This window comes from Mesorhizobium calcicola, from assembly GCF_042682105.1.
Taxonomy (GTDB): Bacteria; Pseudomonadota; Alphaproteobacteria; order Rhizobiales; family Rhizobiaceae; genus Mesorhizobium; species Mesorhizobium calcicola.
The window spans coordinates 25933-47159 of record NZ_JBHUGY010000070.1; the positions used below are offsets into that span (position 1 = coordinate 25933).

Genomic DNA, 21227 nt, shown 5'->3' on the forward strand with positions numbered 1-21227 from the left:
ATCACAGTGCCGACAGCGCTTCCGGCGGTTGAGGCGCAGCGAGGGCTGGCGCTGACTGGAACAGCTTGGTCATGTCCCTCAACGTCTGCGTGGTCCGGCTGGATAGAACGGGCGGCCGTTCGGCGGCGGCATCGGCCGCCGCCTGTTCGTCGCTCTTCTTCTGCGCTTCCTCGGCCTTGGCCGCGATCTCCTCGTCAACGAAAGGCTTGTCGATGCCGGGGATCGGCTTGAGGTCGATATTCTGATGGGCATAGACCATGAGACGCTGCCAAACCATCGCCGGCAGCGAGCCGCCAGTCATGTTCTTGGTCGGCGTGAAATCGTCGTTACCCAGCCACACGGCCGCTGTGTAGTTGCCGGTGAAGCCGACAAACCAGGCGTCGCGGTAGGACTGCGTCGTGCCGGTCTTGCCGGCGACGACGATGTTGGGAAGTTGGGCGCGCCGCGCCGTGCCCATCACCGGCACTGCCGCCAGCATGGTGTTCATGGATTTCAGCGCCTGCTCGGACAACACCCGGTGCGGCGGCGGCGCATCCTTGGCGAAGTCGTAGACCACTTCGCCGGTGCGGGTGACGAGCTGCGTGATGCCGTGCCGGGAGCCGACGAAGCCGTTCTGGGCGAACACGCTGTAGCCCGTCGCCTGGTCCATCACGGTCATGCCCGAGGTGCCGAGCACCATCGTCTTGTGCGCTTCGAGCGGCGATTCCACGCCCATCGCCTCGGCCATTGCCTTGATCGGCGGGATGCCGAGATAGTCCTTGGCCAGCCGTACCGGCACCGTGTTGATCGATTTGGCCATCGCCACGATCAGCGTGACGTTGCCGGCCGATCCGCCGCTGTAATTGTGCGGCGACCAGCTGCCCCAGCTGATCGGGCCGCCGGAAACGACGGAGTCCGGCGTGAAGCCGTGCTCCATCGCGGTTGCATAGACATAAGGTTTGAACGACGAGCCGGTCTGGCGCAGCGCCTTGGTGGCGCGGTTGAACTGGCTGGCGCCATAGTCGCGGCCGCCGACGATGGCCCTGACGGCGCCGTTGGTCTCGATGACGACGACAGCGCCTTCGGTGACGTTGTACTCCTTGCCGAACTGGCGCAGGTGGAACTCCACCGATTCTTCCGCCGCCTTCTGGATGTTGGCGTCGAAGGTGGTGTGGGCCACCAGCGAGTGCTGACCCGGCTTGGCGATCTTCTTGACCTCGTCGAACGCCCAGTCGAGGTAGTAATCCGGGCTTTTCTGTTCGCCGCGATCGACGACATCGGCAGGGTGCAGCCTTGCCTGCAGCACCTGACCCTCGGTCATGAAACCGGAATCGACGAGATTGGACAGCACCACATTGGCGCGCGCACGCGCCGCCGGCAGGTTGATGTGCGGCGCATATTTGGTCGGCGCCTTGAACAGACCGGCCAGCATCGCCGCCTCGGCGAGGTTCAGGTCCTTGACGCTCTTGCCGAAATAGAAGTCGGCGGCCGCCTCGATGCCGAACGTGCCGCCGCCCATATAGGCGCGGTCGAGATAGAGCTGCAGGATTTCCTTCTTCGACAGATTGGCCTCCAGCCACAGCGACAGGAAGGCTTCCTTGATCTTGCGCTCGAGTGTGCGCTCGTTGGTGAGGAACAGGTTCTTGGCCAGCTGCTGGGTGATGCTCGAGCCGCCCTGGACCACCGAATTGGCCCGCACATTCTCGAAGATCGCGCGTGAAAGGCCCAGCACATCGATGCCGTAGTGATCGAAGAAGCGGCGATCCTCGGTGGCGAGCACCGCCTTGATGACGTGATCGGGCATCTCGTCGACCGGCACCGAATCGCGCTGGATGATGCCGCGCTGGCCGATCTCGTTGCCGTAGCGGTCGAGGAAGGTGACGGCGAAGTCGCCCTGCGCGCGCCAGTCGCCGGCGGTATCCTGGAAAGCCGGAACGGCCAGCGCCAGCATCACCACAATGCCGCCGGCCCCCAGCGTGAAACCTTCGCTCAACAGCTCGATGATGCCACGGCGCCAGCCGGTGAGGCGGAAGCGCCGCGAGAAGATCGTTGCCGCTTCCCAGAACTGGCGTGCCTTGAAACCGATCTCGTAGAGCGAGGAATCGAGCCACGCATCGAGCGCCAGCAGCCAGGCGGCGATCGGCCCTCTTCTCTTGCGCGGTTCAGGACTGGCCATTCAGAAATCCGGCTGGGCGATGGCGCGACCTGAAGACCGCAAATCGGCAATTTCAGGGCGATGCACTTGGGAGAATATTCCTCCATTTTTCCGGCGCTCACAAGGGCGGCGAAGACACAGCTGCAGCTTTGTTGATGGCGGGCGGGGGAAGCCGTTGTTGCAAATTGGCCCCACCGCAGGGTGCCGGAAGACACGCTGCGTTACCTTGCGCCAAGCCAGGTTTGGTAACGGCGGTCGATCTTGGGTTGAATCGCCGAATAAGTGTCCCATCCATCCGGTACGGAATAGAGCGTCTCACCGTCAGGAAACGTATCGCTGTAGTCTGCCATGTATGAAACAGGGTCCGTGTCGGCGGCATCATAGTACCTTGCCGCAAATAGATTTCCGGCGCCGTTTAGATCGTCATCCGTGAACTTGCCGTCGCAGACCTCGAGAAACCACTCCCTTGGAGTAAGTTTTTTGACTTTTAGGCGTTCCATCTGGTCAGCGAAATGCTCCGTGTGCATCTCGCCAGCCAAACCATTCAAGACTGCCCAAGCAACAAACATTGCAATGTGGGTGGCCCCTGCTTCATCCGGAAGGTCCTTCGGAAAATTGCCTCCGTAGTGCCACGACGCGTCATCATACTTCATGTCTTCACCCAGCCTTCATCGGACTATGAAGTTCCTAATCAATCTCCGCAACAGGTGCTGAGAGTCGGCCTCCCACCCGGAGCTCGTAACGATGAGCTACGACGACACGCCGCTGGTGATCGGCTGACTACCGACGGCGATGAATAGGTCCCTCAAGCCGGTTCGCGCTTCAGCGCCTGGGCCATGCAGTGGATGCCGCCGCCGGTCTTGGAGATTTCGCTCATGTCGACCGCCGCGACCTCGAAACCGCGTGCCTTGAGCTGGCCGATCAGCGTCTGGCTGGAGGTCGGCGCGATCACCCGGTCCTTGCCCAGCGACATGAAGTTGCAACCGAGCGCCATCGTATCCTGGAACGGCACATCGATGATCTCGTGGCCCTTGCCCTTCAGCCAGTCGACGATGCCCGGCTCGGTGCAGGCGAGGCAGACAGCGGTCAGTTTTTCGGCGATCGGCACCACCATCAGGTCGATATGGACGTAGTACTCGTCGATGAAGGCGATACGGGTTTCCCAGCCCTCCTTGTCGAACCAGGCCTGCACTTGGCGAGCGCCTTCTTCCTGCGTGCGGGCGCCGCCGCAGCCGATCAACGCGACGCCGTCCTCGATGACGTTGAAGTCGCCGCCCTCGAAAGTGCCTGCCGTGACCATGTCGTAGATCGGGATGCCGAGTTTTTCGTAGGTGCGGATGGCGGCATAATTCTCGCCGCGCCGCCACCAGTTGGCCATGGCGGTGATGACGGCGCCGTAAGGTGTCATGACACTGGAATCGCGGGAATAGACCTGCATCGGCAGTTCCGGTGTCGGCTCGTGCCAGTGGATGTTGACGCCGAAATGCTCGTAGGCGGCGACAAGGTCCTTGTGCTGCGCCTGCGCGATCTGAACGTTGCAAGGCGCCTCGCGCAGATGCTTACGCGACAGCGAGCTGGTCGACAGGTGGCGCAGGAAGTTGGGGGAGCCGAGCAGCACGTCGGTCAGGACATCGGTCTCGTTGGCAAAGCCCCAGGCGGTCAGCGGCTTGGTGCCGCCGGCCGGGTTGCGGCGCTGCAGCGAAAACGGCTCGGCGACGATGCGGTCATGAACGGTCATGGGGTTCTCCTCGTGAGGCGGCTTGGTTGATCATGTGGCTTGGGAGTGCTCGGTATCCACCAGTCCCGTCCGCGCGGGGTGGTGACATATTCCGGCCAACGAAATCCAATCGGCGGTTCGTAGTCGCAGAGCGGCGCGATCCAGTTCGAGCCGCCGATGCCGCCACCGGTGCGGGCGACGAATTCATTCATCGCCGCATCGCGGGCAGTCTGGTCTTCCAGCAGGCGAAGGGCGGCGAGCGCTATGGTCTTCGATGCGCAGGTGACCATCGGGTCGATGGTGGCGGGAATGCCGCCCAGCGCATTCATTACCCATGACGGATAGGGGTAACCGGTTTCCGAGCGCAGCGCCGGGCGGGCGACATAGAAGCGCGCGGTCGGGGCATGCCAGCTCATGTCGGTGTAATCGTCGGAGGTCGAATTCACCTGCGAGGGCGGCAGATCGCGGCGCAGGATCGCTTCCGCCGCCTGCGGCTCGATCAGGCGCTCCAGTTCCTCGATGAACGGCTCGTCGCTCGCCATGCGCCCGGCATTGACCTGTATCTCGCGCGCGACTGCCTTGGCGTCCTCGTCCCAGCGCGGCGGCCCGACGGTCGACAGCGCTTCATAGGCAATGCCCGACATAGCGTGATTGGCCAGGCCCGGCCGTGACTTCGATACCCAGTGCCGCTCATGGCGGCAGCCGCTCATGCTGGCAGCGGCCTCGGCATTGCGGTCGAGCGCGGCGGTGACCTGCTCGGCCATCGCCAGAGTCGGCACACGGATCATGTACTGGATCTCGGCCAGCCCCGCCGGCAGGTTGTCTGCGGTCGCCTGGCCGGCTGTGAGGATCGCCTCGCTGATCGACCAGCCGCCCTGGTGCGGCAGCATGAAATCGCGCAGCGCCTTGGACGCCATGTACATCATCATGAGCGCGTCGTTGGCGCCGGGCGCGCGCACCGCCGAATGCGCCTGCGGAATGGGCGCCGCGCCGCCCGCCGCCCGCGCCCAGCGCTCCGGTTGGTCGCAGATGAAGCGATAGATCATCGCATAAGCTGCGCCGCAATGCGTATCCCAGCGCGCCGTGTTGCAGAGCGGCAGCATGTAGAACGGATGGAAGGAGATCATGCCGGCAAGGCCGTCATAATAGCCCTTGGCGGCATGGATCGGCTTTGATCCGCGCACCTTCTCCGCCGGCTCGCCGGTAAAGCGCAGCGTGCCCGGGATGCCGTGGCGTTGCATCGCCGCCTTGGCCGCCAGCAGCCCGCCGAGGCTCGAAATGCCCAGCCCGGAATGCGGGTCGGTATGACCACCGGCATGTTCAGAGAGGCCTGGGCGCGGACGCTCGACCGTCGCGGCATCCTGGCAATTGCCCGGCACCGCGTCGTATTCGGCGTACATGCCGATGGTCGGGCCCGGACCGTTGGTCCAATGGGCACAGAAGGCGGTTGGCATGCCGCCGGAACCCTCTTCGACGGAAAAGCCTTCGCGCTTCAGCCGCTCCACGTACCAGGCGGCGGATTGATACTCGCGCCATGCGGTTTCGCCGAAGTCGAAAATGGTGCGCGTCCACGCCGACAGCAACGGCTGGATGTCGTCGAGACAGGCAAGCGCGGTTGCTTGCGCCGAGGTGGCCAACGGTTTCTCCATGGCAGGACAAGAAAGCAGTGAAGCGGCTTGCCAAAAAGTGATATGTTTTCCCGACTCATGCAAATTCGGTTCACCTGAGGCCTCTTGCGCATACCATCCACCCAAGCGCTGCGCGCGCTCGACAGCTTCGCCCGTCACGGCAGCGTCTGGCGCGCCGCCGACGAGTTGCATCTGACCCGAAGCGCCGTGAGCCATCAGCTTCGCCTGCTTGAACGCGACCTTGGCTTCGACCTGCTCGAACGCATCGGCAAGGGCGTGGCGTTGACGCCACGCGGCCAGCGCTACGCCAGCGACGTGCGCAAGGCGCTGACCGTGCTGGGCGATGCGGTGACGCGCCATGCCGGCACCGGCGTCGGCGGCTCGTTCAGCATCAGCTGCACGCCGGGCTTCGCCTCGCTGTTCCTGTGCACCCATATCGGCGAGTTCAGGCAGATGTACCCCGATGTCGCGCTGCGCATCCTGACGCCGCGGCGGCTCGATGATGTCAGCAACGCCGACGCCGACGCTTTCATCGCCTTCGGCGTTGGCAATTGGCCGAACCGGGCGGTCGAGCTTCTGTGCGAAATCTCGTTCACGCCGCTCTGCAGCCCGACGCTGCTCAACAGGGTCGGTGGATTTTCGAAGCCCGCCGACGTTTTGCGCGCCAATCTCCTGCATCTCGGCGACACCGAGGACTGGGCGCGCTGGCTGGCGCTGTCCAAGGTCGAGAACCCCGACCCGGAAGGCGGTATCTTCTTTTCGGACATGAATCTCGTCTTCTCGGCTGCGATCGCCGGCCAGGGCATGGCCATGGGCGACGAACTGACCAGCGGCAAGGCCCTGGCCGAAGGCAGGCTCGTGCGTCCCTTCGACATCGCGATCAAATCGCCGCGCTCCTACTTCCTCGTCTCCGAACACGCCAAGGCGACGCACCCGGTGCTTGAGGCGTTCGCCGGATGGCTGCGATCGAAACTCGCGGAGAGCATTGCCAAGGGCATGGCCGACCACGGGCGCCACCGATTGGACAGATGAATGGAATTTGCCGATCCGGCGAAAACTATTCGGTTGCGGTGAGGCCGCGCGCTGCCTTACGATTTCTCTCGGGAATTGAGGAAACAGGCAGGATGCAGCAACCCGGCCGGGCCGCAGAGATCAAGGCAATCGGGATCGGCAAGAGCTTCGGCTCGTTCCGTGCGCTGGACAATCTGACGCTCGATATTGGCCGTGGCGAGTTCCTGACCCTGCTCGGGCCGTCCGGCTCGGGCAAGACCACCTTCCTGATGATCCTTGCCGGCTTCGTGCAGCCGACCGAGGGCCGGCTGTTCAGCGATGGCGTCGACATCACCGAACGGCCGGCCGAACAGCGCGCGGCCGGCATGGTGTTCCAGGGCTACGCGCTGTTCCCGCATATGAGCGTCGAAGCCAACATCGCCTTCCCACTCAAGGTGCGCAAGAAATCGGCGGCCGACATCAAGCGCCGTGTCGGCGAGATGATCGAACGCGTGGGCCTCAAGGGCCACGAGAAAAAACTGCCGGCGCAACTTTCAGGCGGTCAGCAGCAGCGCGTGGCGCTCGCCCGGGCGCTGGTGTTCGAGCCGGGCGTGCTGTTGCTCGACGAGCCGTTCTCGGCACTCGACAAGGGCCTGCGCGGCCAGATGCAGGCCGAGATGAAGCGCCTGCACCAGGAGACCGGGACCACCTTCGTCTTCGTCACCCACGACCAGAGCGAGGCGCTGGCGCTGTCGTCGCGCGTCGCCATCTTCAATCACGGCAAACTGCTGCAGGTCGGAGCACCCGACGAGGTCTACGACCGGCCGGACAACCGCTTCGTCGCCGAGTTCCTCGGCGAGATCAACATGCTGCCGCTGAGGGGGGTGCGCCCGGCCGACAATGGCTCGACCGGCCTCTGCGAAGACCGTACGGTCTCCATGCGTTGCAAGGCCGGCGCAGTGCGCGGCGATGCAATCCTGGCGATCCGGCCGGAATACATGTCGATATCGGGCGAGGCGGCAGCCGGCGAGAATGGAATTGCCGCGACAGCCACCAACTCCACCTATCTCGGCGCCGCAACGCGGCTTGACCTGACGACGCGGCAAGGCGCCAAGGTCACAGTCTCGGTGCCGAATGAAGTCGCTGCCGCAGCGCTGAGCAAGGGCAATTCCGTCTGGCTCACCTGGCCAGCGGAAAAGGGTTTCCTCCTTCCAAGTGGAGGACAATGACGAACGGTGTGGCGAGATATCGGCGCCACCGCTTTCCGGTACTATCAACGAGAAAAAAGGGGAACTGACATGACAAATGATACCAAGAAACAAGCCATCGAGAGCCTGTCGGCCAGGGCAGGTCGCGGCGAGATCTCGCGCCGGCAATTTACGCAGCTGGCGGCGCTGGTGCTGGCCGGCACGCCGATGCTGCTGCGCTCGACCGGAGCCTTCGCCGCGGCGAAGGAACTGGTGCTGGTGAACTGGGGCGGCGACGCCATCACCGCCTATGATGCCGCCTACGGCCAGGCCTTCACCAAGGAAACCGGCATCACCGTCAAGATGGACGGCTCGGGTCCGACCGAAGGCGCCATCGCCGCGCAGTTCAAGAGCGGCGCGCCGACCTGGGACCTCGTCGACGTCGACCCGTTCTCGGCCATCACGCTCGGCGCGCAGGGCGCGCTCGAGCCGATCGACTATTCGATCGTCGACAAGAAGAAGATGCGCGAGGGCTTTGGCTGGGAATACGCCGCCTCGACCTATTTCTTCTCCTATGTCATCGCCTACGACTCCGAAAAATACGGCAAGGACGCGCCGACCGGCATGGCCGATTTCTTCGATGTGAAGAAATTTCCCGGCAAGCGCTCGCTCTACAAATGGGGCGTGTCGAGCTGGGAGGCAGCCCTGCTAGCCGACGGCATTGCGCCTGCCTCGCTATATCCGCTCGACCTGAAGCGCGCGCATGACAAGATCGCCGCCTTCAAGGAGAACGTCGTTGCCTATTGGGGCGGCGGTGCCGAGAGCCAGAGCGTGCTGCTCAATGGCGAGGCCTCGATGGCGATCGTCTGGTCGACCCGCGCTTCGCTGATCGAGCAGGATTCCGGCGGCAAGATCAAGTTCATCTGGGACCAGGGACTGATCTCGCCCGGAGCGCTCGCCGTGCTCAAGGGCAATCCCGGCGGCAAGGACGCGGCGATGAAGTTCATCGCCAGCGCCCAGGACCCGCAAAAGCAGCTGATCATGTTCGACAAGCTCGGCCAGGGTCCTGCGAACCCGGCCGCCGATGCGCTGATCCCCGCCGACAAGAAGCGAATCAATCCGGTCGACCCCGAGAACATGAAGAAGCAGATCGCGCTCGATATGGACTGGTACGCCAAGAATTACGGGGCCGCGCTCGACGAATACACCAAGATCATCTCCGCCTGACCGAGGCAGGGATAATCGAACCGACATGAGAGCATACCTCTCCGACAGGATGGGCGCGGCGCTGTTGATGGCGCCGCTGCTCCTGTTCCTCGTCCTGGCCTATGCCTGGCCGTTCCTCGGCGTCGTCAAATGGAGTTTTACGCTGCCGGCGCCGGGGCTCGGCCAGTATGAGGCGCTGCTCACGGATGATCTGGTGCAGTCGGTGTTCATCCGGACGCTGCGCATCGCGGCGGTCGTCACCGTGGTTTCGGTGGCAGCTGCCTATGCTATCACCGTCGTCTGGGTACGCGGAACCCCGGTGCAGCGGGTGATCGCTGAATTCTGCATCCTGGTGCCGTTCTGGATCTCGGTGCTGACCCGTGCCTTCGGCTGGGTGGCGCTGCTGTCCAATCGCGGCCTGATCAACACCTGGCTGCAGGCCATCGGCTTCATTTCCGAACCGCTGGCGCTGGTGCGCAACGAATTCGGCGTCATCGTCGGCATGACGCATTTCCTCATTCCTTTCGCCGTCTTCCCGCTGGCGTCCTCCATGCGCAGCCTCGACGACCGCGTGCTGCTGGCCGCGCGCGGGCTCGGCTCCAGCCGCATGCGCACCTTCTGGTCGGTCTTCGTACCGATGACCCGCTCCGGCATCGTCGGCGCGGCCCTCATCGTCTTCGTGTTTTCGCTGGGTTTCTTCGTGACGCCGGCGATCCTCGGCGGCGGCCGCAGCGTCATGGTCGCCGAGCTGATCTATCTCAGGATCTTCCAGAGCCCGGACTGGGGGCTGGGCGCGGCGATCAGCGTCGTTCTGGTGCTGTTCGTCGGCGCGCTGATGGCGCTCCTGTTTCGCTATGTCAGACCGAAGCAATTGATCTGATGCCGACCTACCGCCCCGGTCCCGTCTCCCTCATCATCGCCGCCTTCGTGGCACTGTTCCTGTTGATGCCGTTGCTCGCCGTCATCCCGGTGTCGCTGACACCGAGCCGCATGCTGGCGATGCCATCAGGCGAACTGTCGCTGCGCCACTATCGGGCGCTGATCGAGGATCCGCGCTGGATCGACTCGATCCTGCTCTCGATCCGCATCGGCATCGTCAGCAGCGCCTTTTCCACTGTGCTCGCGCTCTGCTTCAGCCTCGGCGTGTGGATGTTCCAGCCGCGCTTCACCGCCGCCCTCGTCGGCTTCGTTCTGCTGCCCATGGTCGTGCCGCCGGTGGTCTCGGCCATCACGCTCTACTTCCTGCTCACCTCGATCTCCGGCTTCAGCTCGTTCTTCGGCTATGACACCTGGCTTGGCGTCGCCATGGCGCATTCGGTGATGACGGTGCCCTTCGCCACCGTGCTGATGCTGGTCTCGCTCAGCCAGCTCGACCGGCGCATCGACCTTGCCGCGCGCGGTCTGGGCGCCTCGGTATGGGAGCGCGCCACCCGCATCATCATGCCCAACATCAAGTTCGGCATCATCACCGCGGCGCTTCTCTCCTTTGTGCTGTCCTGGGAAGAAATCGGCGTCACGCTGTTCATCACCTCGGTCAACGCCATCACGCTGCCACGGCTGATGTGGATGGGCCTGCGCGATAACATCGACCCGGCGATCGCCGCCCTTTCGGTGATCCTGATCATCATCACGGTGCTGGTGCTTGCACTTCGCAGTTTCGTGGTTAGGCTGCGCGCCGCCCGCTGATTGGCAAGCCTGGCAGAAGCCCGGGTACGCTTGAGGGCGAGTCCTGATGATGCAATGATCCGCAAGGCTGTGACAGCGAGGAAAAGAAGATGACCGCGTCCGGTGACTTGCTGCAGGCATTGTTCCAGAGACTGAGGAGCGATGCATCGCTGTCGGCGCTGCTGGGCGGCGCCGGACTGCTTGAGCGGCCAACCGACAATGCCGCCTTTCCCCACGTGACCTGCGGTCAGACCAGCGCCTTCGACTGGGACACCGGGGTCCAGAACGACGCCGATCAGCTGGTCACGCTGCATGTCTGGTCAAAGACCCATGACGCGGCCGAAACGCGTGCCATCATGGACAGCATCAAGGCGCGCCTCGCCGACGCGGTGCTGATCATCGGGTCGCGTGGACAGACACGTCTCGTGCTGGAATTCGCCGAGGCCCGCTATGACGAGGACCTCCTCGTGCATCACGGGCTGCTGCGTTTTCGCGCCATAACCCAGGAAAATGACTGATGCGCTTTCAATGTGGTCCAAACGGAGTCTAGACTGATGCTTCCGGGATTTCGCCGGGTGGGCGGCGAAATCCGATCGGTTGTCTCGCGTTTCAGGGGTGTAGCGGACATGGTCCTCGCGGCGTTCACTGTTCATTTCACGTTCAGCACCGATGCGTTACAACGCCGACCATGAAAACGCTTCGCTCCCACTTCCGAACCGCGACACTGGCGCTCTGTGCTACCGGGCTGTTTGCGTCGCAGGCGATGGCGACACCGGTCATCGTGCCTGACCAGGGCGGCCCGATCGTATTGGCGGCGTCCGATTGCTACGCCATCGGCCAGCAGGTGGCCGAGCAGAATGGCGGAACGCTGGCCAAGGCCTCGCAATCCACACGCGGCGGTCAGCCGGTCTGCGTCATCGTCGTGCTCGTCCCGGGCAAGGACGGACAGCGTCCGCGCCGTTCCGAAATCGTCGTACCGCTGAACTGACGCCTGCCGTTTCCCAGGCCGCCGGAATCGGCCTATATCTGCCCTTAGCTCTTCAACAACAGGTATCGATCTCCGCATGCGCGTACTCGTCGTCGAGGATGACAAGGATCTCAACCGGCAGATATCCGACGCGCTCGTCGACGCCGGCTATGTCGTCGACCGCGCCTTCGATGGCGAGGAGGGCCATTTCCTCGGCGACACCGAGCCCTACGATGCTGTCGTGCTCGACATCGGCCTGCCGCAGATGGATGGCATCAGCGTCGTCGAGCGCTGGCGTCGCGGCGGCCGCAAGATGCCGGTGCTGATCCTGACGGCGCGCGACCGCTGGAGCGACAAGGTCTCCGGCATCGACGCCGGCGCCGACGACTATGTCACCAAGCCGTTCCACATCGAGGAGGTGCTGGCGAGGCTCAGGGCGCTGATCCGCCGCGCCGCCGGCCATGCCTCGTCCGAACTGACCTGCGGGCCGTTGCGCCTCGACACCAAGGCCTCGAAAGCCGATGTCGACGGCGTGCCGCTGAAGCTGACCTCGCACGAATTTCGTCTGCTTGCCTACCTGATGCACCATATGGGCGAGGTCGTCTCGCGGACCGAACTGGTCGAACATCTTTACGACCAGGATTTCGACCGCGATTCCAACACCATCGAGGTGTTTGTCGGGCGGCTGCGCAAGAAGATGGGCATCGACATGATCGAAACCGTGCGCGGCATGGGCTACCGCATGCGTGAGCCGGAGGCGTAACTCGGAACCGCTCAAACCACTCGCAAGGACGCCGCTTTCGCTGCGTTTGTGGCCGCGTTCGCTGACGTTCCGCGTGATCGCCTTCTCCACCGTGTGGGCGATCCTGACCCTCGTCGTCATCTTCACCCTGATCACCACGCTCTACCGCCAGGCCAGCGAGCGCGGCTTCGACAGCCTGCTTTCGGCGCATCTGTTCAACCTGATCGGCTCCGTCGGCATTTCCGACAGCGGTGCGCTGACCGGCGCCCCCGATCTCGGCGACCTCCGGTTCTCGGAGCCGAATTCGGGCTGGTACTGGTCGGTTGAGCCCGCCTCGGAAGGCGTGCACGGAGATCTTCATTCGTCGTCGATGACCAAGACGATCCCATCGCCTGATGTCGCCGATGTGCCTTTCAACGCCAGTTTCCAGCGCAGCTACGCGACCGAAGGCATCGACGGCGAGCAGCTCGAAGTGTTCGAGAGCGAATTCGTTCTCGATGCCAAGAACCGCGCGGCGCGTTTCCGCGTCATGGGCAACCAGAGCGAACTCGAACAGGAGATCTCGACCTTCCAGCGCCGCCTGCTGACTTATCTCAGCCTGTTCGGCGTCGGCATGATCGCCATCAACGCGATCGCCATCCTGCTCGGCCTGCAGCCGCTGCGCCGAGTCAGGAATGCGCTGGCCATGGTGCGCGAGGGCACCGCGCACAGGCTCGACGGCCGCTTCCCGGCCGAGATCGAACCGCTTGCCAACGAGACCAATGCGTTGATCGAAAACAACAGGCGCATCGTCGAGCGGTCGCGAACCCAGGTCGGCAATCTCGCCCATTCGCTGAAAACGCCGCTTGCGGTGCTGCTCAACGAGGGCCGGGCGCTTGGCGGCGCCAAGGGGCAGCTGATCGCCGAACAGGCCGCTTCCATGCAGAAGCAGGTCGATCACTACCTGCAGCGCGCCCGTGTCGCGGCGCAACGCGACAGCGTCGTCTACCGCACGCCGGTGGCGCCGCTGGTGCAGCGCATGGTGCGGGTTCTGCAGAAGCTCAATCCGCGGACCAACCTGTCGCTGGTGCTGCCGGCGACAGAGGTCGTCTTCGCAGGCGAGCGCGAAGACCTTGAGGAATTGCTGGGCAATCTGCTCGAAAACGCGATGAAATGGGCAAAGAGCGCGGTGCTGGTCTCGGTCGTGCCTTTGACGGGCAAGGATGACGCAGCCAGCCAGTTTGAGATCAGCATCGAGGATGACGGCCCGGGCATTCCCGAGGACAAGGCGCGCGAGGCGCTGAAGCGCGGACGGCGGCTGGACGAGACGAAGCCGGGAACAGGTCTGGGGCTGGCCATTGTCGCCGACCTCGTCAACGAGTATGGAGGCGTCCTGGCACTCGAACGGTCCGGCATGGGCGGATTGAAGGCGGTGGTGCGATTGCGGAGCCTTCAATGATGCTTTCCAGGGGCCAATCGACATCGATGGACGGGGCATATCACGGCGGCATGTCGATTGATCCCAGCGGCCAAATTTCCGACAAATATCAATACTATGGCCACGCCGACTTCTCCGATGACGCGGCCCCCGGCTCATCCATGGCAGGCTCCAACTCAAGAAAACCGGTTGTTGGCATGAAGATTCGCGTCGCGCTTGTTTCCGCATTGCTGGCCGTTTCCGGCTGCACCACCTTGAGCGGCAAGGGTCCCACGGTCACGCCGACGCCGGCCTCGACGCCTCCTTCCGGCGGCAAGGTCACGACGACGATCATTTCCGCGATGGACGGCGGCCTGGTCGGCGGCTCGATCGGCAACGGCCTGAGCGAGACCGAGAAGCGCAGTGCGCTCGAGGCGGAATACAAGGCGCTCGAATATACGACCAGTGGCCAGAAGGTGGCATGGAAGGGCGACCAGGCTTCGCACTATGGCGAGGTGGTTCCGGGCCAGCCCTACCGCGTCGGTTCGCAGGACTGCCGCCAGTATACGCAGACGGTGTTTACCGGCGGAGCCGGCGTGACGGCGCGCGGCACCGCTTGCCGCAATGCCGACGGCAGCTGGACGCCGCTGACCTGACAATCAACCGGGTTCGGCTGGCATCCGGCCAATTGATGTCGATCAAGGACATGCGGCGCGCCTGCCGTCAAAGCGTCGCAGGATGCATCTGTTGGCAGGGCATGGCTCTGCCTTTATTGGAAGAACCATGCTGTTCTGGGTCATAGCCGCAATTCTCACGCTGGGTGCAAGCCTGGCGGTGCTGCTGCCGCTGGCCGCCAGCTCGAAGAGTGCGTCGTCGACCGGCGATCACGATCTGGAAGTCTATCGCGATCAGTTGTCCGAGCTCGACCGCGACGCCGCGCGCGGCTTGATCCAGCCGGCGGAGGCTGCGGAAGCGCGCGCCGAGATCGCTCGCCGCATCCTTCGCCTCGACAATGCGGCAGCGGCCGGCAAGACATCCGCCAGGCCTGCGTCCGTCGTGGCAAGGCTGGTGGCGACCGTGGCCGTGCTGGTGGTGCCCTTGGTCAGTTGGGGCCTCTACAGCCAGCTCGGCTCGCCCGATCTGCCGTCGCAGCCGCTCAGCGAGCGGCTGGCCAAGAATCCGGCCGACAGTTCGGTGGACGAGTTGGTGGCGCGGGCCGAAGCCCATCTTGCCGCCAATCCTTCCGACGGCAGGGGATGGGATGTGCTCGCCCCCGTCTACCTGCGCATGCAGCGCTTTTCCGATGCGGCGGCAGCCTATCGCAATGCCATTCGCCTCGACGGCGACAGCGCGGTCCGCCAGGCCGGTCTTGGCGAGGCGATCGCCAATGCGGCGGGCGGTATTGTCTCGGCCGATGCCCAGGACGCTTTTGAGGCGGCCTTGAAGCTCGATCCGGCCAATGCAAAGGCCAGCTTCTACCTGGCCATGGCGCTGGCGCAGGAGGGCCGCGGCAAGGAGGCGGTCGCGGCCTGGCAGGGGATGTTGGGCAGGCTGCCGCCGGATTCGCCGTGGCGCGGCGCGGTCGAGCAGGCGCTGGCCAAGTCCGGCGGCCCCGAAGTTGCTTCGGGCGGCGCCACCAACGGTCCCGGTGCCGGCGATATCGACGCAGCATCCTCCATGTCACCATCGGACAGGGAGGCCATGATCAACACCATGGTCGCCGGCCTCGACGACAAGCTGCGGCAAAATCCGCGCGACCCGGAAGGATGGATGCGGCTCGTTCGTTCGTATGTCGTGCTCGGCAAGGCCGACCAGGCGCGTGACGCGCTGGGTCGCGCTATTGCCGTCTTTGGAGCCGACAGTGACGAGGCGAAAAAATTCACCGCCTTTGCCGCCTCGCTTGGCCTGACGGCGACGGAGTAGAACCGGATATGACGCGCAAGCAGAAACGATTGTCGGTGATCGCGGGCGGGCTGGCGTTCCTGGGCGCCGCGACCGGGCTGACCTTCTATGCGCTTGGCCAGAAGGCGTCCTATTTCTACATGCCGGCCGATCTCACCACCGCCAGCGTGCAGCCCGGCCAGCGCATCAGGCTGGGCGGGTTGGTCGAAAAAGGCACCATCCAGCGCGGGCAGGGGGCGACGGTCGCCTTTTCGGTCACCGACACGCACAAATCGGTCAAGGTCACCTACACCGGCATCTTGCCCGACCTTTTCCGCGAAGAGCAGGGCGTCATCACCGAGGGCACCTTCGACCCCGACGGCACCTTCGTTGCCGACAGCGTTCTGGCCAAGCATGATGAGCGCTACATGCCCAAGGAAGTCGCCGACGGCCTGAAGGCCAAGGGCGTCTGGCAGGAGGGCAAGAGTGAATAACTCCGGCAGGAGAGCAAGAGTGAATTACGGGCGCATCAATGGTTGAAACCGGACATTTCGCCCTGGTCCTGGCGTTTGCGCTGTCGCTGGTGCAGACGGTCGTACCGCTGTTTGGCGCGCGCCTGAACAACCAGCGCCTGATGGCGGTCGGCGGACCGGTCGCGGTAACCGGCTTTGCCTTGACGGCGCTGTCCTTCGTGGCGCTCGCAAGCGCCTATGCGAGCTCCGATTTCTCGGTGGCGAGCGTGTGGGAAAATTCGCATTCGCTGCAGCCGTTGATCTACAAGATCACCGGAACCTGGGGCAATCACGAAGGCTCGATGCTGCTCTGGGTGCTGATCCTGACCTTCTTCGGCGCGCTTATCGCCGCTTTTGGGTCGAACCTGCCGGCAACGCTGCGCGCCAATGTGCTTGCCGTGCAGGGCGCGATCGGCGCCGCCTTCTTCCTGTTCATCCTGGCGACGTCCAATCCGTTCATGCGGCTCAATCCGGCGCCGATCGAAGGCCGCGATCTCAACCCGATCCTGCAGGATCTCGGTCTCGCCGTTCACCCGCCGTTTCTCTATCTCGGCTATGTCGGCTTTTCGATCTGCTTTTCCTTCTCGGTCGCGGCCCTCATCGAAGGACGCATCGACGCGTCCTGGGCGCGCTGGGTGCGGCCGTGGACGCTGGTCGCCTGGATGTTCCTGACCGGCGGCATCGCCATGGGATCGTACTGGGCCTATTACGAGCTCGGCTGGGGCGGGTTCTGGTTCTGGGATCCGGTCGAGAACGCCTCCTTCATGCCGTGGCTGGCGGGCACCGCGCTGCTGCATTCGGCGATCGTCATGGAAAAGCGCTCGGCGCTGAAGATCTGGACGCTGCTGCTCGCCATCCTGACCTTTTCGCTGTCTCTGCTCGGCACCTTCCTGGTGCGCTCCGGCGTCTTGACCTCCGTCCACGCCTTCGCCACCGATCCGACCCGCGGCATCTTCATTCTGTGCATCCTGACGCTGTTCATCGGCGGCTCGCTGGCGCTGTTTGCGTTGCGCGCTTCCCGGCTGACGGCCGGTGGCCTGTTCCATCCGATTTCGCGCGAAGGCGCGCTCGTCCTCAACAATCTGTTCCTGACCACGGCGACCGCGACGGTGCTCGTCGGCACGCTCTATCCGCTTGCCGTCGAGGCCTTCTCGGCCGACAAGATTTCGGTCGGCGCGCCTTTCTTCAACCTGACCTTCGGACCGCTGATGGTGCCGTTGCTGGTGATCGTTCCGTTCGGGCCGCTGCTGGCCTGGAAGCGTGGCGATGTCTTCGCCGTCGCCCAGCGCCTGATGGTGGCTTTTGCCGCAGCCCTTCTGGCGACGCTGGTCACCGCATTGTTTATCGACGGCGCGTCGGTGTTCGCGGCCCTGGGCGTCGGCCTCGCCGTCTGGCTGATCCTTGGCGCGCTCACCGATCTCGCGGTCAAGTCAGGCTTCGGCAATGTCACAGCCGGGGTCATGGTCAGGCGCCTGCTCGGCTTGCCGCGCTCGGTCTTCGGCACCGCCTTCGCTCACTTTGGCCTTGGCCTGACCACGCTAGGCATCGTCGGCACGCTTTGCTTCGGCACCGAAAAGATCCTGTCGATGCATGCCGGCGAGACCGTCGAACTGTCCGGGCACACGCTGCGTTTCGTCGGGCTTTATCCTGCCCAGGGTCCGAACTACAGCGAGGACCGCGGCCGCTTTGAGATGATCGGCGCCAGCGGCAGCGCAGTTGGCGAAATCAGCTCCGCCAAGCGTTTCTATCCGGTGCGGCAGATGACGACGACGGAGTCAGGCATCAGGACCATCGGCTTCTCCCAGCTCTACATCTCGCTCGGCGACGAGGGCAAGGACGGCTCGGTCGTGGTGCGCATGTGGTGGAAGCCGCTGGTGACATTGATCTGGGGCGGCGGCCTTGTGATGATGGCGGGCGCGGCGATGTCGCTGATGGACAGGCGCCTGCGCGTCGGCGCGCCGTCGCGCCGGCGCAAGCAGGCCGTGACCTCCGCAGGCCTGACATGAGCGCACGGCTTTCGCTGACCTCGATCGTCCTGCTGCTGGCGCTGTTCTTCGCCGGCGCGGCACAGGCGGTGAAGCCAGACGAGATGCTGGCCGATCCGGCGCTCGAGGCGAGGGCGCGGGCGCTGTCGGCAGGCCTGCGCTGCATGGTCTGCCAGAACCAGTCGATCGACGAATCCGACGCCGATCTCGCCCGCGACCTGCGCATCCTGGTGCGCCAGCGCCTCGTTGCCGGCGATACCGATCAGCAGGTGATGGATTATGTCGTGTCGCGTTATGGCGAGTTCGTGCTGCTGAAACCGCGCTTCGAGCTGCGCAATGCCTTGCTGTGGGGCACGCCGGTCATCTTGCTGCTCGTTGGCGGCATTTTCATTGTGATGACCGCGCGGTCGCGTCGCCCGCTCGCAACAAAATCCCTGTCCGCCGAAGAGCAGGCATCGTTGGACGCCATATTGCGACGGGACTGACTGCTGCGGTCACCCCAAACATTACCAAAGTTTCATGTGTCGGAAATGGCGCCGTAATGTGCGCCTCTCTAATTCTCTTTCCCGAGGATGCCGATCAAGCGCGTCCATTGAAAGAGGATACGAGACCCATGAATATTGCCCCCAATTCACATTCCGTCACCCGCAAGCGTCTCATGGCTGCCGTCGCGTCCATCGCCGTCGCCGGTGCGATCGGCGTCGGCGCGCTGACGACTGGAACAGGGCCTGTTCTGGCCGATGCCGTGCGCGTCGAGGCGCCGCAGGTGCCGGGCTTCGCCGACGTCGTCGAGCGCGTTTCTCCCGCCGTGGTCAGCGTCAAGGTCAAGGCCAAGATCAGCCCGGCCGCCGATGACGGCTCCGATCAGTCCGACGATCCGGACGGCATGAACAACCTGCCCGACAATCCGCAGCTGCGCCGCTTCTTCAAGGAATTCCGTGGCTTTGGCGACCAGAACGGCCAGGGTGGCATCCGCCGCTTCGGCCACCGCGACCACAGCAACGACCAGCCGCGGCCGGTGGCGCAGGGTTCCGGCTTCTTCATCTCCGATGACGGCTATCTCGTCACCAACAACCACGTCGTCGAGGAAGGCTCGGCCTTCACCGTGGTGATGAATGACGGCAAGGAACTCGACGCCAAGCTGATCGGCAGCGACCCGCGCACCGATCTCGCCGTGCTCAAGGTCGATGGCGTCGGCAAGTTCACCTATGTCGACTTCGCGGATGACTCCAAGGTTCGCGTCGGCGACTGGGTGGTGGCCGTCGGCAATCCGTTCGGCCTCGGCGGCACGGTCACCGCGGGCATCGTCTCGGCGCGTGGCCGCGACATTGGCGCTGGCCCTTATGACGACTTCATCCAGATCGACGCCTCGGTCAATCGCGGCAATTCGGGCGGCCCGACCTTCAACCTCAACGGCCAGGTCGTCGGCATCAACACCGCGATCTTCTCGCCGTCGGGCGGCAGCGTCGGCATCGCCTTCGACATTCCTGCTTCGACCGCCAAGCAGGTCGTTCAGGATCTGATGAAGAGCGGTTCCGTGCAGCGTGGCTGGCTCGGTGTTGAAATCCAGCCGGTCACCTCCGACATCGCCGAATCGCTGGGCCTGAAGTCGCAGAATGGCGCTCTGGTTTCGAGCGCCCAGGACGATGGTCCCGGCAAGAAGGCAGGCATCGCTGCTGGTGACGTGATCACCCAGGTCGACGGCAAGGACGTTGCTTCGCCGAAGGAACTGGCCCGGCTGATCGGCGCTTACTCGCCTGGCAAATCGGTCGACGTCACCGTGTGGCGCGACGGCAAGAGCCAGACGGTCAAGGTCGATCTCGGCAAACTGCCCTCGAGCGACAAGCAGGCTTCGACCGACCAGCAGCAGCCCGCCGCTCCGGCCAAGCCCGACTCGCTGGCCGATCTCGGCCTGACCGTCACCAAGTCCGAAAACGGCAAGGGGTTGGTGGTGACCGATGTCGATCCAGACAGCGATGCCGCCGAGCGCGGCATCCAGCCGGGCGACGTCATCACATCGGTCAATTCGGCCGAAGTGAACGGCACCGACGACGTCACCAAGGCGATGACCGAAGCGGTCAAGGCCGGCCGCAAGGCGGTGCTGGTGCAGATCACCCGCGACGACAGCAATCGTTTCGTCGCACTGCCTGTCGCCAAGGGCTGAGGGCACGGCCCCGGAGCGTTCTTGCCTCTCCAGTCGGATGAGGACGCTTCGGCGGCAGGTTCGATTTTCCAGTGCGGCGATTTCAAACACCCCCGAGCCGCCGCACGGGAAAGCATGAGGAGCGCGCGTTAGTCAGTCATCGTGCTCTCCCCTGGCGGCAGCGGGCATCCCTTCGCCCGCTGCCGCACACCCAGGGATGTGCTGCGCACACCCAGGCATGTCGTCAAAAGCGTTTGAGCGGTCTTGACGCAACGACATCGGGGACAAGGACTTTATCGCGCACGGCTTCGGATGATCTGATCGCGATGCGCTTTGGCAAAGGCCCCAATGCAGATGTCTGCCACTCAACCTTCCAGCGAAATCGCGTATAACAGTCCTATGAAGATTCTCGTCATGGAAGACGATCGCGAGGCCGCCGATTACTTGCAGAAAGCCTTCACCGAGGCCGGTCACACCGCGCATGTCGCCGGCGACGGCGAAACCGGCTTTGCGCTCGCCGACGCCGGCGACTACGACGTGATGGTTATCGACCGGATGATGCCGCGACGCGACGGCCTGTCGGTGATCGCCGGTCTGAGGTCCAGGGGCAACACGACGCCGGTGCTGATCTTGTCGGCACTCGGCGAGGTCGACGACCGGGTCACCGGCCTGCGTGCCGGTGGTGATGATTATCTGACAAAGCCCTATGCCTTCTCGGAGCTTCTGGCCCGCGTCGAGGTGCTGAACCGCCGCGCCAGCGCCAAGGAGGCGGAAACTGTCTACCGCATTGGCGATCTCGAACTCGATCGGCTGTCGCATTCGGTCCGCCGCGCGGCGCGCGAAATCACGCTGCAGCCGCGTGAATTCCGTCTGCTCGAGTATCTGATGCGCCATGCCGGCCAGGTGGTGACGCGCACCATGCTGCTCGAAAATGTCTGGGACTATCACTTCGATCCGCAGACCAATGTCATCGACGTCCATGTTTCGCGGCTGCGCGGCAAGATCGAAAAGGGCTTCGACAAGCCCATCCTGCACACGGTTCGCGGCGCCGGCTATATGCTGAAGGGCGGCTAG

The 21227-nt window shown here is 64.1% G+C and carries 20 protein-coding genes; 16 read left to right on the forward strand and 4 right to left on the reverse strand.

Annotated features, from left to right (window positions below):
• Position 1: 1 nt before the first annotated feature.
• The 4 genes from ACFSQT_RS35000 to ACFSQT_RS35015 form a co-directional block, all read right to left on the reverse strand.
• On the reverse strand, positions 2-2155 hold the full coding sequence (locus ACFSQT_RS35000; RefSeq protein WP_379026600.1) for a transglycosylase domain-containing protein: 2154 nt from the start codon (positions 2153-2155) through the stop codon (positions 2-4).
• Between the two features lie 200 nt (positions 2156-2355).
• Positions 2356-2787 carry a DUF7832 domain-containing protein gene (locus ACFSQT_RS35005; protein ID WP_379026601.1) on the reverse strand — a complete coding sequence of 144 codons (432 nt, stop codon included), beginning with the start codon at positions 2785-2787 and terminating at the stop codon, positions 2356-2358.
• Between the two features lie 152 nt (positions 2788-2939).
• The gene (locus tag ACFSQT_RS35010; RefSeq protein WP_379026602.1) at positions 2940-3872 is read right to left on the reverse strand and encodes a dimethylarginine dimethylaminohydrolase family protein; all 933 of its coding nucleotides are present in this window, start codon (positions 3870-3872) and stop codon (positions 2940-2942) included.
• Positions 3869-5500, reverse strand: coding sequence for a zinc-binding metallopeptidase family protein (locus ACFSQT_RS35015; protein ID WP_379026603.1), 1632 nt, complete (start codon positions 5498-5500; stop codon positions 3869-3871). Before ACFSQT_RS35015 ends, ACFSQT_RS35010 begins: the two co-directional genes overlap by 4 nt.
• A gap of 84 nt (positions 5501-5584) precedes the next feature.
• Here ACFSQT_RS35015 and ACFSQT_RS35020 point away from each other — a divergent pair, with 84 nt between their 5' ends.
• From ACFSQT_RS35020 to ACFSQT_RS35095, 16 genes are all read left to right on the forward strand, one after another.
• Complete coding sequence (locus tag ACFSQT_RS35020) at positions 5585-6511, forward strand: LysR substrate-binding domain-containing protein (RefSeq protein ID WP_379026604.1); 927 nt, start codon at positions 5585-5587, stop codon at positions 6509-6511.
• 92 nt (positions 6512-6603) lie between these two features.
• A complete protein-coding gene (locus ACFSQT_RS35025; protein WP_379026605.1) occupies positions 6604-7698 on the forward strand; it encodes an ABC transporter ATP-binding protein in 1095 nt (364 codons plus the stop codon).
• 69 nt (positions 7699-7767) lie between these two features.
• Entirely contained in the window at positions 7768-8883 is a 1116-nt protein-coding gene (locus tag ACFSQT_RS35030) for an ABC transporter substrate-binding protein (RefSeq protein WP_379026606.1), read from the forward strand.
• 25 nt (positions 8884-8908) lie between these two features.
• Positions 8909-9742, forward strand: a complete 834-nt coding sequence (locus ACFSQT_RS35035; RefSeq protein WP_379026607.1) for an ABC transporter permease — start codon at positions 8909-8911, stop codon at positions 9740-9742.
• The gene (locus tag ACFSQT_RS35040) at positions 9742-10548 is read left to right on the forward strand and encodes an ABC transporter permease (protein ID WP_379026608.1); all 807 of its coding nucleotides are present in this window, start codon (positions 9742-9744) and stop codon (positions 10546-10548) included. Before ACFSQT_RS35035 ends, ACFSQT_RS35040 begins: the two co-directional genes overlap by 1 nt.
• 89 nt (positions 10549-10637) lie before the next feature.
• Positions 10638-11045, forward strand: a complete 408-nt coding sequence (locus ACFSQT_RS35045; protein WP_379026609.1) for a DUF3168 domain-containing protein — start codon at positions 10638-10640, stop codon at positions 11043-11045.
• Between the two features lie 170 nt (positions 11046-11215).
• Complete coding sequence (locus ACFSQT_RS35050) at positions 11216-11515, forward strand: hypothetical protein (protein ID WP_379026610.1); 300 nt, start codon at positions 11216-11218, stop codon at positions 11513-11515.
• Positions 11516-11591: 76 nt separating this feature from the next.
• The gene (locus ACFSQT_RS35055) at positions 11592-12257 is read left to right on the forward strand and encodes a response regulator transcription factor (protein ID WP_023812809.1); all 666 of its coding nucleotides are present in this window, start codon (positions 11592-11594) and stop codon (positions 12255-12257) included.
• Positions 12241-13674 carry an ATP-binding protein gene (locus ACFSQT_RS35060; RefSeq protein ID WP_379026611.1) on the forward strand — a complete coding sequence of 478 codons (1434 nt, stop codon included), beginning with the start codon at positions 12241-12243 and terminating at the stop codon, positions 13672-13674. The genes ACFSQT_RS35055 and ACFSQT_RS35060 overlap by 17 nt, the downstream gene beginning before the upstream one ends.
• Complete coding sequence (locus ACFSQT_RS35065; RefSeq protein ID WP_379026612.1) at positions 13671-14288, forward strand: hypothetical protein; 618 nt, start codon at positions 13671-13673, stop codon at positions 14286-14288. Before ACFSQT_RS35060 ends, ACFSQT_RS35065 begins: the two co-directional genes overlap by 4 nt.
• Positions 14289-14415: 127 nt before the next feature.
• Entirely contained in the window at positions 14416-15555 is a 1140-nt protein-coding gene (ccmI, locus tag ACFSQT_RS35070; protein WP_379026613.1) for a c-type cytochrome biogenesis protein CcmI, read from the forward strand.
• Between the two features lie 8 nt (positions 15556-15563).
• A complete protein-coding gene (ccmE, locus tag ACFSQT_RS35075) occupies positions 15564-16007 on the forward strand; it encodes a cytochrome c maturation protein CcmE (RefSeq protein WP_379026614.1) in 444 nt (147 codons plus the stop codon).
• A 38-nt stretch (positions 16008-16045) separates the two neighbouring features.
• A complete protein-coding gene (locus ACFSQT_RS35080) occupies positions 16046-18031 on the forward strand; it encodes a heme lyase CcmF/NrfE family subunit (protein WP_379026615.1) in 1986 nt (661 codons plus the stop codon).
• Complete coding sequence (locus ACFSQT_RS35085) at positions 18028-18495, forward strand: cytochrome c-type biogenesis protein (RefSeq protein WP_379026616.1); 468 nt, start codon at positions 18028-18030, stop codon at positions 18493-18495. The genes ACFSQT_RS35080 and ACFSQT_RS35085 overlap by 4 nt, the downstream gene beginning before the upstream one ends.
• A gap of 128 nt (positions 18496-18623) precedes the next feature.
• Entirely contained in the window at positions 18624-20174 is a 1551-nt protein-coding gene (locus ACFSQT_RS35090) for a Do family serine endopeptidase (RefSeq protein WP_379026617.1), read from the forward strand.
• Positions 20175-20552: 378 nt separating this feature from the next.
• Positions 20553-21227 (forward strand): response regulator transcription factor, encoded by a 675-nt coding sequence (locus tag ACFSQT_RS35095; protein WP_379026618.1) that lies wholly within the window; start codon positions 20553-20555, stop codon positions 21225-21227.